The sequence below is a fragment of the Candidatus Planktophila versatilis genome (genome assembly GCF_002288265.1).
Lineage (GTDB): Bacteria > Actinomycetota > Actinomycetes > Nanopelagicales > Nanopelagicaceae > Planktophila > Planktophila versatilis.
Genome location: NZ_CP016778.1, coordinates 1,235,548 through 1,249,179 on the forward strand (window position 1 = coordinate 1,235,548; position 13,632 = coordinate 1,249,179).

11 protein-coding genes and 1 tRNA gene are annotated in these 13,632 nt (G+C 46.7%); 8 read left to right on the forward strand and 4 right to left on the reverse strand.

All coding sequences use genetic code 11. The features are described from left to right. Nucleotides 1-18: 18 nt before the first annotated feature. The 5 genes from A1sIIB76_RS06410 (at nucleotide 19) to A1sIIB76_RS06430 (ending at nucleotide 5,909) form a co-directional block, all read left to right on the forward strand. Nucleotides 19-891, forward strand: a complete 873-nt coding sequence (locus tag A1sIIB76_RS06410; protein ID WP_095697280.1) for a sulfotransferase — start codon at nucleotides 19-21, stop codon at nucleotides 889-891. Then, the gene (cysD, locus tag A1sIIB76_RS06415; protein ID WP_095697281.1) at nucleotides 888-1,793 is read left to right on the forward strand and encodes a sulfate adenylyltransferase subunit CysD; all 906 of its coding nucleotides are present in this window, start codon (nucleotides 888-890) and stop codon (nucleotides 1,791-1,793) included. The genes A1sIIB76_RS06410 and cysD overlap by 4 nt, the downstream gene beginning before the upstream one ends. After that, on the forward strand, nucleotides 1,793-3,616 hold the full coding sequence (gene cysC / locus A1sIIB76_RS06420) for an adenylyl-sulfate kinase (RefSeq protein WP_095697282.1): 1,824 nt from the start codon (nucleotides 1,793-1,795) through the stop codon (nucleotides 3,614-3,616). The genes cysD and cysC overlap by 1 nt, the downstream gene beginning before the upstream one ends. Then, nucleotides 3,613-4,368: a sulfite exporter TauE/SafE family protein gene (locus A1sIIB76_RS06425; protein WP_095697283.1), complete on the forward strand. Its 756-nt coding sequence runs from the start codon at nucleotides 3,613-3,615 to the stop codon at nucleotides 4,366-4,368. The genes cysC and A1sIIB76_RS06425 overlap by 4 nt, the downstream gene beginning before the upstream one ends. A gap of 134 nt (nucleotides 4,369-4,502) precedes the next feature. Continuing rightward, nucleotides 4,503-5,909 carry an aspartate aminotransferase family protein gene (locus A1sIIB76_RS06430; protein WP_095697284.1) on the forward strand — a complete coding sequence of 469 codons (1,407 nt, stop codon included), beginning with the start codon at nucleotides 4,503-4,505 and terminating at the stop codon, nucleotides 5,907-5,909. A 44-nt stretch (nucleotides 5,910-5,953) separates the two neighbouring features. On the opposite strand, the gene A1sIIB76_RS06435 is transcribed toward A1sIIB76_RS06430, so the two are convergent. The 4 genes from A1sIIB76_RS06435 to A1sIIB76_RS06450 form a co-directional block, all read right to left on the reverse strand. Beyond that, nucleotides 5,954-6,026, reverse strand: a tRNA-Arg gene (locus A1sIIB76_RS06435). A gap of 83 nt (nucleotides 6,027-6,109) precedes the next feature. After that, on the reverse strand, nucleotides 6,110-7,546 hold the full coding sequence (locus A1sIIB76_RS06440) for a GuaB1 family IMP dehydrogenase-related protein (RefSeq protein WP_095697285.1): 1,437 nt from the start codon (nucleotides 7,544-7,546) through the stop codon (nucleotides 6,110-6,112). A 3-nt stretch (nucleotides 7,547-7,549) separates the two neighbouring features. After that, a complete protein-coding gene (locus tag A1sIIB76_RS06445; RefSeq protein WP_095697286.1) occupies nucleotides 7,550-8,824 on the reverse strand; it encodes an FAD-dependent oxidoreductase in 1,275 nt (424 codons plus the stop codon). A 22-nt stretch (nucleotides 8,825-8,846) separates the two neighbouring features. Continuing rightward, entirely contained in the window at nucleotides 8,847-9,884 is a 1,038-nt protein-coding gene (locus A1sIIB76_RS06450) for a substrate-binding domain-containing protein (RefSeq protein WP_125918795.1), read from the reverse strand. 173 nt (nucleotides 9,885-10,057) lie between these two features. On the opposite strand from A1sIIB76_RS06450, the gene A1sIIB76_RS06455 reads away from it, so the two are divergent. The 3 genes from A1sIIB76_RS06455 to A1sIIB76_RS06465 are packed head-to-tail and all read left to right on the forward strand — an operon-like array spanning nucleotide 10,058 to nucleotide 13,632. Then, complete coding sequence (locus A1sIIB76_RS06455; RefSeq protein WP_095675374.1) at nucleotides 10,058-10,381, forward strand: L-rhamnose mutarotase; 324 nt, start codon at nucleotides 10,058-10,060, stop codon at nucleotides 10,379-10,381. 33 nt (nucleotides 10,382-10,414) lie between these two features. Further along, nucleotides 10,415-11,581: an L-rhamnose isomerase gene (gene rhaI, locus A1sIIB76_RS06460; RefSeq protein WP_095697288.1), complete on the forward strand. Its 1,167-nt coding sequence runs from the start codon at nucleotides 10,415-10,417 to the stop codon at nucleotides 11,579-11,581. Further along, nucleotides 11,569-13,632, forward strand: coding sequence for a bifunctional aldolase/short-chain dehydrogenase (locus A1sIIB76_RS06465; protein WP_223298766.1), 2,064 nt, complete (start codon nucleotides 11,569-11,571; stop codon nucleotides 13,630-13,632). Before rhaI ends, A1sIIB76_RS06465 begins: the two co-directional genes overlap by 13 nt.

Sequence of the window (13,632 nt, forward strand, 5' to 3'; positions counted from 1 at the left end):
GACTGATAAGATTCTAAAGTGTCTACCGAAGGTAAAATGCCCTCAATAAAGAAGTTTCTCCTTAATGTCAGGGCGCTACTTCCCTATTTCGTAGTCAATTACCTTCGCAAAGCCATTCAAGTGGAATCAAAAATAGTCTTCGTGCTCTCATTCCCCCGCTCTGGCACCCATGCAATTGGCAGTTTGCTCTCAAATGATCAGGTGGGATTTCATTACTACGGTGAATTCTTCATCTTCAATGCATGGAATAAGAATATTGAAAAGATTAATCGCCACTATCCATTCTTTTCATTTAGATATTCACAAAACCTAAAACAGCAACGTAAGAAATGGTCCTATAACAAGTTCGAAACGACATCTCTTGATTCTCGAAAAACCCTGAGTGCAATCAAGAAGATTCCTGGAATTCACGTCATCAAGATATTTCCTCAACACCTTCCTGATAAGGAATTGGAATCACTGATCTCCGAGTTCAAGCCGCACATTATTTTCTTGCGTAGAAATCATCTTGATCGTTTTGTATCGCACAAGAAAGCAAATGCCAGCGGCAAATGGCATACAGCTTCTACTTCTGACTTAGTGATTAATCTTGATGCAAATGAGCTCAAGAGATTTACTAATGACTTTACAGACTTTTATACTCGCTATGTGAAATTCGCTAAAGCGCAAGGTTGCCAGATTCTTGATGTTGATTTCGATGATTTACATAACCCGGAAAAGGTACGAGAGATACAGAGTTTTGCAGCATTCCCTGGCTTCTCAGATTGGGAAAAGTTAACTCTTGCACCAACAACGGTAAAACAAGATCGCTCGAGCAAGGTTCAAGATGATTTTCTTGCATCACTGGGCAAGAGTCATGCAGACTTCATATTTCCACGGGTGGGCTCATGAGTATAAAGTCACGCATCCTTAAAGAACTCGAGAACGAATCGATAGAGATCTTCCGTGAAACGGCGGTGGGTTTCCGTAAACCGGTCATGATGTATTCAATCGGTAAGGATTCGACGGTACTTCTACACCTTGCTCGTAAAGCTTTCTATCCGGCAGCTATTCCATTCCCATTGCTACATATAGATACCACGTGGAAGTTTAAAGAGATGATCGCTTTTAGAGATCGAGTAGTTGCGCAAACCAATTCGAAACTTATTGTGCATACAAATCAAGCTGGCGTGGATGCAAATATCAACCCATTTACTACTGGAATTTCCGAATACACCCGTGTGATGAAGACTGTTGCCCTGCGTGAAGCACTTGATTTCCATGGTTTTGATGCTGCTATTGGTGGTTCACGTAGAGATGAAGAGAAGAGCCGGGCGAAAGAGAGAATCTTTAGCGTTCGAGATCCTGGCCATCGTTGGAATCCGCGCGAACAACGCCCTGAACTGTGGAACACATATAACACTCGGCTGGGCCCTGGGCAGACCATGCGCGTCTTTCCAATTTCTGACTGGACCGAGAATGACATTTGGCATTACATCCTGCAGGAGGGCATTGAAGTAAATCCACTCTACTTCGCCAAAGAACGACCAGTAGTCAAACGTGGTGAACAATTAATAATGGTCGATGATGATCGTTACCCCTTGCAAGCTGGTGAAACTCCATTTATGAAGCAGGTTCGCTTTCGCACGCTGGGCTGTTATCCACTCACCGCAGCTGTTGAATCCAATGCTCTCACTATTGAGGATGTTGTTGAAGAAGTATTGCAAGTAAAGCTCAGTGAACGTGCTACCCGATTAATTGATGGCGATAATGAAGATTCTATGGAGAAGAAGAAGTCCGAGGGGTACTTCTAATGTCCGGTGCAATTGTTCGCCTCTTAACCTGTGGCAGTGTTGATGATGGTAAATCAACTCTCATTGGCCGCCTATTAGTTGAGACAGATAGCATCCCGCACGACACAGTCGGGGCCGCAAGAAAAGTACGTCGCACAGGTTCGACTATCCCTGCTGGAGAAATTGACTTCAGCCTTCTCACCGATGGGCTTGAAGCTGAGCGCGAACAAGGAATTACTATCGATGTCGCTTATCGATCAATGAATCTTTTGGATGGTAAACGTTTAATTATTAGCGATGCTCCAGGCCATGAGCAGTACACACGTAACATGGTGGTTGCAGCCTCACGTGCCGACATAGCACTGGTTTTAGTTGATGGAATCAAGGGCGTGCGCACACAGACGTTGCGCCACTTAACAATCTGTTCTTTGATGGGCGTTTCCCGAGTAATTGTTGCCATCAATAAATTAGATGCTGTCGGTTTTGATAAGAAAGTCTTTGATGACATCTCAGCCGAGATTCAGAAAACTATCGATCGGCTTGAGCTCACAGATGTTCACATCATCCCGCTGAGTGCGTTGGCGGGCGATAATGTTGTTTTCCGCAGCGAAAATATGAACTGGTATTCAGGAAAAACCCTTATTGAGAGCATCCAAGACTGGAGCGAACCAGTTGACCATGAAGCACGGGGGTTGATGCGGATTCAGATGATTGCTCGAGCTGAAAATTTTCGCGGGGTTTCAGGAACTGTCCGTCGTGGAAGTTTCAGTAAAGGTGATGAAGTTACGATTTTTCCAAGCATGCAGAAGGCAAAAATTTCCTCGATAGTTACCTTTAACCAAGAGAGTGCGCACGCCCCCACTGATTCGGCGGTCACTTTGGTACTAACACCTGAAGTTGATGCGACCCGCGGTGACATCATCGCCCAGTCAACTGAAGATTTAATACCTTCTGATCGCTTAGCCGCCCACATTGTCTGGCTCAATGAAGAGCCCCTCATTCATAGTCGTTCTTACCTGCTTGTGAGTGGCGCAACCACGACCCCGGCAATTGTTACAAAAATCCGCCACAAGATTGATGTAAATACGGGTGAACATATCTCTTCAGATGTTCTACAGATGAATGAAATTGGCGATGTTGAAGTAGCCACAGATATCCCAGTAGTCATGCGACCTTATACGGATTCGAGAGAATTTGGTAATTTCATTCTTGTCGACCGACTGACCTTAAAAACAGTTGGTGCTGGAATGGTCCGTCACTCTCTTCGACGCGCCTCGAACGTTACGCACCAGGATTATGAAATAACAAAAGCCCAACGTGGGGTCCAAAAGTCTCAGAAAGCGCGCGTAATTTGGCTCACCGGTCTTTCAGGTTCAGGTAAGTCAACAATTGCTAATGCGCTAGAGCAACGGCTGTTTGCTTCAGGTGCTCACGCGTATGTTTTAGATGGTGACAACTTACGATTAGGCCTAAATATGGATCTCGGATTTACACCAGAAGATCGCGCTGAAAATGTTCGACGAGTGTCTGAAGTTGCAAAGCTAATGGTTGATGCTGGCCTTATTGTCATTACCGCTCTGGTGAGTCCATTTGAGGTCGACCGACAGCGTGCCAAGAGCATCTTTGACGATGGTGAGTTCCTGGAAGTTTTTGTTGATACGCCAGTTGAAACATGTCGTTCCCGAGATCCAAAAGGTTTGTATAAGAAATCTGCTGCTGGGCAGATTCCAAACTTCACTGGTGTGGGACAAGACTATGAAAGACCTCTCGCTCCAGATTTGCACCTTGATGGAACCGCGTCAGTTGCAGACAATGTGGAGAAAATAATTAAGATTCTGCTATGAATTGGCTTCTCTTTGCCCTCGTAGGGTCAGCAGCTCAGTTAATTGATGGCTCTCTGGGAATGGGTTTTGGACTCACAAGTTCGACTCTCTTAGTCACGCTAGGGGCATCTGCAGTGGTTGCCTCTACCGCTGTTCATATCGCTGAAATCGGTACGACTCTCGCATCCGGTGCTTCTCACTGGCATGCTGAGAATATAGATAAGAAGATTCTTCTCAGGTTGGCTATTCCAGGAGGAATTGGCGCGTTCTTAGGGGCCACATTCCTTACATTTATTGATCTTTCAAGTTCTAAGGTATTTATCTCAACGCTCTTACTTTTCTTAGGTTTCTTACTTCTCTACCGCAATGTATTTAAGACCGAACCACAAACTAATTTGTTAGAGATAAAAAATCCGCGTTTCCTCACCTACCTTGGTTTCACTGGTGGATTTGTTGATGCATCAGGTGGTGGAGGTTGGGGCCCAATTGTTACGCCAACTCTGATGACAACGACAACAACTGAACCTCGTAAAGTTATCGGAACAGTGAGCGCAGCAGAATTTGTCGTTGCACTTTCTGCTTCTGCCGGATTCTTGGCACAGATTGGGCGCATTGATATTAATTGGTCAACAGTTGGCGGATTGGCACTTGGTGGAGTCATCGCCGCCCCAGTTGCAGCGCGCCTAGTTGGCCGTTTACCCGCAAAGTATCTTGGAATTATCGTGGCGGTAGGAATTATCGTATTGAATGCAATTCAGATTATTCGTGCGTAAAACTCGCTGAAACACGCATTAGTTGCAAGTTTTTACCACTTCATAGATAATTGGTTTGCGTTCATTCGCAAAACCAAAGGAGAGTACTTCTCAAACGGTTTCTAAATCAGAAACATTTGCCGTACAGCTTTACAATGACTACACAAGCAGCGATCCAATCGCAACATGCAGCAACACACCGATACGTACCGTCCACATCAACTCCAGTTTCGCCAGAAAAAGTAGCTTCTGTACTTAAGGCTGAATGGGAATTATTCACACAAGGCACCAAAGCATCTGAGACTGAGAGCAAGCGGGCATTTAACTCACTGCCACTTGGCGTCACCTCTAGCTTCCAGCACTGGGATCCCTACCCGATCTCCATCTCATCGGCCAAGGGCGCATATATGACCGATGTCGACGGTCGCCAATTACTCGACCTCTCTATGGGCTTTGGCGCAATGCTCGCCGGCCACCTGAACCCAATTGTGATTGAAGAGATTGAAGCCTCCCTGAAGCAAGGCATGCTCTTCGTGACTCCTTCCCCGACCTCAACTGATGCGGCAGAGCGAATCTGTAAGCGCTTTGGAATCGACCAAGTTCGATTTACCAATTCAGGCACCGAATCAACAATGTATGCCGTCCGCGTTGCCCGCTCTGCGACCCAGAAGATGGGCATTCTAAAAATTGAGGGTGGCTACCACGGTAGCTATGACCCATTTGTAGTTTCTTCCAAGCCACCGGTTGCAGAAGCTGGAGACGCTGAAGAGCCAACTCCTTATATTGACTCAAATCTGGTGCCCGGAGATATCTATGTCGTTCCATTTAATAACATTGAAGCACTCGAGCGTATGTTTGCAAGCAACGCAAATAAAATTGCCTGCTTCATCGTCGAGCCTGTTCTAGAGAACATTGCGATTGTTCTTCCTGATGCAGGTTATCTCGAGCGAGTTCGTGAACTCTGCGATCAATACAACGTAATCCTGATCTTTGATGAAGTTAAAACTGGACTCACAGCGGGTGCACACGGTGCATCTGCTCGACTTGGCGTAAAGCCAGATCTCATCACTCTTGCAAAATCTATAGGTGGCGGACTTCCACTTGCCGCCTTCGGTGGCAAGAAGAAATACATGGACTTTGTCAGCAACGGAAAAATGGCACACTTTGGAACTTTTAACGGTAACCCGCTTGCAATGGCAGGTGTTCGCGCCATAGATCGTATTTGTACTGATGAGGCACTTGCAGCAGCTGAAGAGTTGAACCTGCAGGCACTTACACGCATCGGTCAGATTATCGATGAATACCAACTTCCAGCACACACTGTCGGTTTTGGTGTGAAGGGCTGCGTTACCTGGTCAACAACACCAGTTCGCAACTATCGTGACTATAAAGCATCTGACTTTGGTATCGCAGAAGCGCACTGGTTATTTGCCCTCAACCGCGGAATCATCACTCCGCCAGGACTTGATGAGCAATGGTTAATTTCACTGGCGCATGGCCAGGCTGAAATTGATTTACTAGTTGAAGATTTCCGCGAGTTTGCGAAGGCAATAAGAGCGTAAAGAAGAAAAGCCCCGAGTGTGAAAGGCACTCGAGGCTTAACTTGTGCGCGCGAAGGGATTCGAACCCCTAACCTTCTGATCCGTAGTCAGATGCTCTATCCGTTGAGCTACGCACGCCTATTAAATTGTGTATTGCGAAAACGAATACTACAGGCTTTTCTCGCTACTGAAAAACGCTTAAAACGAGCAGAAATTAATGCTTAACTGCGCCAACTTTGATTCAGTGGGCGTCCCTCTGCATAACCAGAGGCAGATTGAATTCCCACAACCGCGCGGTCTGCAAACTCTTCTAGGTTCTTAGCACCTGCGTACGTGCAAGAAGAACGAAGTCCAGAAATGATTTCATCGATGAGGTCTTCAACTCCTGGACGAATTGGATCAAGGAACATTCGGGAAGATGAGATGCCTTCTTCAAAAAGTGATTTCCGTGCTCTATCGAATGCGTCCTCTTGTGAAGTGCGTGCACTCACTGCGCGCTTTGATGCCATTCCAAATGATTCTTTATACGCGCGCCCTGAACTATCACGCATTAAATCTCCAGGTGATTCATATGTGCCAGCAAACCAAGAACCAATCATTACTTGCGATGCTCCAGCGGCGAGCGCCAGTGCAACATCACGAGGATGGCGTACTCCGCCATCGGCCCAGACGTGTGCACCTAACTTTTTTGCCTCGGTAGCACATTCAAGAACTGCTGAAAACTGTGGTCGGCCAACACCTGTCTGCATGCGCGTTGTGCACATGGCACCTGGTCCTACACCCACTTTAACAATGTCCGCACCTGCTGCCACTAAATCGCGAACACCATCGGCGGTAACAACATTGCCGGCAACGATTGGTACTCCAAGGTTAAGTTTCTTAATGCTCTGCAGCGCTTCGATCATCTTCTTCTGATGACCATGGGCGGTATCAACGACAAGTACGTCAGCTCCTGCCGCAACTAACTTTGCCGCTTTATCAGCTACATCGCCGTTAATTCCTACGGCTGCCGCAATACGTAATCTGTTCTTCTTATCAATTGCTGGCGTATACAACGTTGCGCGTAGTGCACCTACTTTGGTAACTATGCCAACGAGGTCACCTTTTGCCGAAACTACTGGGGCGACAGTGCGCAGGCGCTCATGCAGGAAATCAAACGCCTGACGCGGATCTAAGGTCTCAGGCATGCTTGTTAGCTCTTGTGTCATTACCTGGCTGAGTTGAGTAAAGCGATCAACGCCTGCTAAATCTTCCTCAGTCACGATTCCCACAGGCTTTGTGCCATCAACGATGATGATGGCCCCATGTGCTCGCTTATGAATAAGTGATGCGGCATCAGCCACAGTCTCTTTGAGAGTCAACGTGATGGGAGTTTCAAAAAATGTATGGCGAGCTTTTACCGATGCAATGACCTCTGCAACAACAGGAATTGGAATATCTTGTGGAATGACAACCAGGCCACCACGTCTTGCTACCGTCTCTGCCATGCGTCGACCGGCAATTGCTGTCATGTTTGCAACAACAAGCGGGATTGTTGTGCCACTGCCATCGCGTGAAGAAAGATCTACCTCTAAACGGCTAGTAAGTTCAGAATGGCTTGGAACCATGAATACATCGTCGTAAGTCAGATCATAAATCGGCTGGTTGATAAATCGCACGTACTACAGCCTACCGAGTCTTAAGAGCTCCTCGCGATCAACGGCCTTGCGACGCGGTTTACCCAGCGGTTCACCTGCTGCTACTTCAGCCTGATTTATTACCTGCCAATGAGCTTGGGTGACAACTCTGTTATGTGTAATTACATCGGTGATATCACCCGCGCTCTTGGGAGTAGTTAAATCATCGACTAGTAATTTCATGACATCTGCTGCATCTGACTTATTTGTGCCAATCACACCTGACGGACCACGCTTAGCCCAACCAACAACATAGACGTTCTCATGTACTCGACCATCAGTATTTACTACCTTGCCCTTCTCATAGGGCACACCCGCTAGCGCTGTTGCTTCATAACCAATGGCGGTAATCACTAGGCCACACTTAATACTAAATATCTCATCACTGCCCGTCTTCTGAAATACAACCTCTTCAACGCGGCCAGCGCCTTTAATCTCAATCGGGGTGGCTAGAAATTGGAAGGTAATCGTGCGCTCGTGGTTGGTCGTTTCTTTTTCAGCAATCAATAACATGGCATCAAGATTGCTCTTCACATCTTTTGCAGGTTCAGCTCCTGCACGTGAAATAGCATCGGAAATATCTGATTTACTCATCATGACATTGGTATGTTCAAGTTTTGGCAGATCGCGAAGTTCAGGTGATGTGAAGGCGGCATGCTCGGGTCCACGGCGAGCACTGATTACTACCTTGCGCACGGCACTTGCTTTAAATGAATCAATTGCGTGATCTGCAGTATCAGTTGGATCGAGTTCACTGGGCTCCAGCGCCAAAATCCGGGCAACATCCATAGCAACATTGCCGGCGCCAATGACAACGGCCGTATCGGAACTCAAATCAATAGTGTGATCTTTGAAATCTGGGTGGGAGTTGTACCAAGGCACAAAGGTGGCCGCAGACATGGAGCCTGGTAGATCTTCTCCAGGAATGCCAAGCTTCTTGCCAACTGCAGACCCGGTAGCGATTATGACCGCGTCGTACTTCTCTTTGAGTTGTTCAATCGTCAGATCTGAGCCGAGTTCAACATTGGCAAATAGCCTAAAGCCTGGTTCAACAGCAATTTTCTCAAATACTTTCGATACGGTCTTAATCTTTGGATGATCCGGGGCCACACCACTACGCACTAAACCCCAAGGCGTTGGTAAACGTTCAATCATGTCAATAGAAAATTGAAGTTCATCGCTCTGCAAGTTTTGCAGACCTTGGGCTGCAAAGTAGCCAGCAGGACCTGCGCCGACGATTGCTACCTTAAATCTTGACATTGATGCCCAGTTTCTTACTCAGTTAGGAAATTCGCAAATTTGCACGGTGGGATTTAGTAGGGGCGGTAGAAGAACGAACTACTAAACGTGGCTGGAATTCAATGCGTTGATGAACATGGCGCTCGGGGTTTTCGCACTCTGAAATAATCAATTCAGCCGCTGCAAAACCGAGTTCATAAGCGGGTTGTGATATTGAAGTGAGGGGAACGTTGGCGCTGCCCGCAAAATCTATATCGTCATATCCGATAACAGAGACATCTTCTGGGACCGAAATATTTTTTTCGCGCAACGCGCGGATGGCACCGAGTGCGATCAAGTCATTGCCACAGATGATTCCTGTGAAATCAACACCTGATTCAATCTTCTTCATCATCGCATCGTATGCATTTGAAGCGCTCATAGAATCCAGGCGAAGTTCCATAATCTGAGGGAGTTGGTTAGCCGGGATTTCTTTCATAGAATCTCTAATTCCGGTGTTGCGATCGGCAACTTGTGGAATATCTTCACTTCCGGTGAGCAATAAAATTTTGCGGTGCCCTAGTTCGTGTAGGTGAGTGAGAGCTAGCGAACCACCATATGAATCGTTCACTGCAACGCTACATGCTTGCAAACCGAGCGCAGGACGATCAACTAGAGCCAAGCGAATTCCCTTTTCGGCAACTTTTGCCAGAGCCCTAATAGTCTCTCTAGCTGGTGTAATCAAAATTCCTTCTACATTTTGAGCGCTGAGTACCTCTAAATACTGGCTCTCTTTATCAGTGCTCTCATCTGTATTGCATAAAATCACAACGTACTTTGCGGCAAAGGCAGCATCGTTTACACCCATGGCTAGCGCAGTAAAGAATGGATTAGAAATGTCAGGGACAATTAATCCAATTACGCGATTTCGTCCAGCGCGCAGATTGCGGGCGGATGCATTCGGAACAAAGCCCATTTCTTCAATAACTTTTTGCACTTTACGCAGAGTCAGTGGTGCCAATACCTCTGGGCGATTAATCGCATTAGAGACGGTGCCCAAAGAGACGCCGGCGGCTTTGGCCACATCTCTGATACTTGCCACAAAGATCTCCCTAGAATTGAACAAAATCTATTGAACACTTGAAACGATACAGGATTTAGAGCGAGTCTGGCTACTTTGCCTTTTGAACAGATTCGCTTTTCGCGCTCAATTGACGCCTTTAAACTCAATGAATAGCCTTAGCTAACTGCTTAAAACGGTTCAAGGAGAATTCTATGGAGAGAGTCGCATTTCGTCTCAAAGTTCGTAAAGAGATGATGAATGAGTATGTGCGCAGACATACAGAAGTCTGGCCCGAGATGCTCGACGCTCTTCGCTCTACTGGTTGGACCAACTACTCCATCTTCCTCGATCGTGCTGATGGCTCACTTTTTGGATATTTCGAAACACTTAATTTAGAGGCGGCGCTAGCAGGGATGGGAAAGACTGAGATTAACGAGAAATGGCAGAAAGATATGGCGCCATTCTTTGAAAATCTTGAAGGCGTTAATGCAGATCAGGGATTTATCAAGCTTGAGCAAGTCTTTTTTCTTCAATAAATTCTATTACATCCACTACTAGAGGAGCACGGCATGGCATCAAAGGCGGACGTTAAGAAAGTTCTTGACCGACTACAAATCGAAACTCCATCATGGGCATACGGAAATTCTGGAACACGATTTAAAGTTTTTGGTCAACCGGGTGTTCCTCGTGATCCTTTTGAAAAAGTAGAAGATGCCGCACAGGTACATAAGTACACCGGTGCTGCTCACAGCGTTGCCCTACACATTCCTTGGGACAAGGTTGAGGATTACGCAAAATTTGCCAAGCACGCAAAAGATCTAGGTGTGGTGCTTGGAACAATTAACTCCAATACCTTCCAAGACGATGATTACAAGCTGGGGTCAGTCTGTCATCCCGATAAGAAGATTCGCGAGAAAGCAGTCCGCCACCTTCTAGAGTGCATTGAAATCATGGATATCACTGGGTCGCAAGATTTGAAGTTGTGGTTTGCAGATGGCACCAACTATCCGGGCCAAGACAACATCAGCTCTCGTCAAGATCGTTTATCTGAATCACTTCACGAAACTTATAATCATCTCAAAGGCAATCAGAGAATGCTTGTTGAATACAAGTTCTTTGAGCCTTCTTTCTACACCACTGATATTCCTGACTGGGGAACTTCCTACGCTCACTGTCTACAACTTGGCGAGCGTGCAATGGTCTGCGTTGATACTGGACACCATGCGCCTGGAACAAATATTGAATTCATCGTGGCCTTCTTACTTCGAGCAAAGAAGCTTGGTGCATTCGATTTCAATTCACGTTTCTACGCTGATGATGATTTGATTGTTGGAGCCGCAGATCCGTTCCAGTTATTCCGCATTCTGCACGAAGTTAACATCAACGGCGGATTCGACATCGGAACGCCCGTTTCATTTGTGCTAGATCAATGCCACAATATCGAGGCGAAAATTCCTGGGCAAATTCGCTCAATTCTCAATGTTCAAGAGGCTGCTGCAAAGGCGCTATTAGTTGACCAGAGTGCACTTAAAGCTGCGCAAGCTGCAGGTGATGTGCTTGAGGCAAACGGTGTCCTGATGGATGCCTATAACACTGATGTCCGTCCGCTTCTTGAAGAGTGGCGCAGCGATAAGGGAATTGATCCCAATCCTATGAAGGCATTTAAAGCCTCTGGTTATCTAAAGAAAATTGCTGACTCACGAGTCGGCGGCAATCAAGCTGGGTGGGGTGCATAATTAAAAAGCTATCTGAGTTAACTCCTGCAGTAAACGAACTGATTTCTCGTTCTAATCGTTTAGGTGCTGACCCGAAGGTGACTAACTACGCCGGTGGCAATACCTCTGCGAAGGCAACGATTACTGATCCAATTTCCGGTAAGCCAACCTCGCTTATCTTCGTAAAGGGTTCCGGTGGTGATCTCGGTACTCTCAAAGAAGAAGGAATAGCAGTTTTATATACCGATAAAGTTCATGAGCTTAAGAATGTTTATCCTGGTGAGCAACGCGAGGATGAAATGGTTGCACTATTTGATTACTGCCTCTTCGGTAAAGGTGGAGCAGCACCGAGCATTGATACTTCGATGCACGGTTTGGTAGATAAGTTACATGTTGATCATTTACATCCAGATTCCATCATTGCCTTTGCCACCTCCGCCGATGGTCCTGCCATCACCAAGAAATGTTTTGGGGATGAAATTCTCTGGGTGGATTGGCGCCGACCTGGGTTTCAACTTGGATTGGATATTGCAAAGATTGCCGCAGAGAACCCGAGCGCTAAAGGGTGCATTCTCGGTGGCCATGGCTTAACAACATGGGCTGATACTTCTGATGAGTGCGAGAAGCGCTCACTTGATGCCATAAAGAAGGCAGAAGATTTCATTAAGGCAAATGGCAAATCAGAACCATTTGGTGCAAGTATCGCTAAGTACAAGGCGCTTGCGGAAGCAGAACGTAGGGCACGCGCCGCACAACTCTCTCCAATACTGCGAGGCGTGGCTTCACAGGATGCACGCATGGTTGGTCACTTCACCGACTCAGATGTAGTTTTAGATTTCATCGCCAGCCAGTCACTGCAAAAACTCGCTGCCTTAGGCACATCATGTCCTGATCACTTCTTACGTACCAAGGTCTCCCCTATGGTCCTTGATACAGAGCCAGGTGCTGATCTTGAGCAAGTAACCGCTCGTATTCGCACTTTGCATGAGGAGTATCGCGCGAGTTACTCGGCTTACTACAACCGTCATGCAACCAAGGAATCTCCGGCAATACGTGGGGCAGATCCACTCATTATTCTGGTTCCAGGAATCGGCATGTTTTCTTACGGCAAAGATAAGCAGACAGCTCGTGTTGCAGGAGAGTTTTATGTCAACGCCATCAATGTGATGCGTGGAGCTGAAGCTCTCTCAACATATGCACCAATCTCAGAACTCGAAAAGTTTCGCATCGAATACTGGGATCTTGAAGAAGCAAAGCTTCGTCGCATGCCTAAGCCCAAGGCACTTGCCGGACAAATCGCACTTGTGACAGGTGGTGCATCAGGAATCGGACGCGCAATTGTTCAGCGCTACTTTGATGAGGGTGCTTGTGTTGCAATTGCAGACCGCGATCTAGAAGGTGCAAAGAAGCTCATAGCTGAAATGGGTAATTCTGAGCGATTACTCGCCGTGGGTGTCGATGTCACACTTGAAGATCAAGTTGCTGCTGCAGTAAATGCCACAACACTGGCATTCGGTGGAATAGATATCTTGGTCAACAATGCCGGGCTCTCACTCTCTAAATCTTTAGTTGATACAACTGTTAGTGACTGGGATCTTCAACATAATGTGATGGCTCGTGGTTCATTCTTATTCTCACGCGAAGTTGCAAAGGCAATGATTGTGCAGAAGATGGCTGGAAATATTCTCTACATTGCTTCAAAGAATGCCGTCTTTGCCGGTCCTAACAATGTTGCATACGGCGCGACCAAGGCAGATCAAGCTCATCAAGTGAGATTGCTAGCTGCTGAGCTCGGTGAGTATGGAATTCGGGTTAATGGAATTAACCCAGACGGTGTTGTGCAAGGTTCTGGAATTTTCGCTAGTGGATGGGGCGCAAATCGCGCTGCCGTCTATGGCGTTGAAGAAGAGAAGCTTGGTGCGTTCTATGCCCAGCGCAGCATCTTAAAACTTGAGGTCCTTCCTTCCCACATTGCTGCAGCGGCATTTGCATTTGTTGCAGGAGATTTACCACTGACAACAGGGTCACATATCCCGGTTGATAGCGGTGTAGCGAGTGCATTCCTGCGCTAA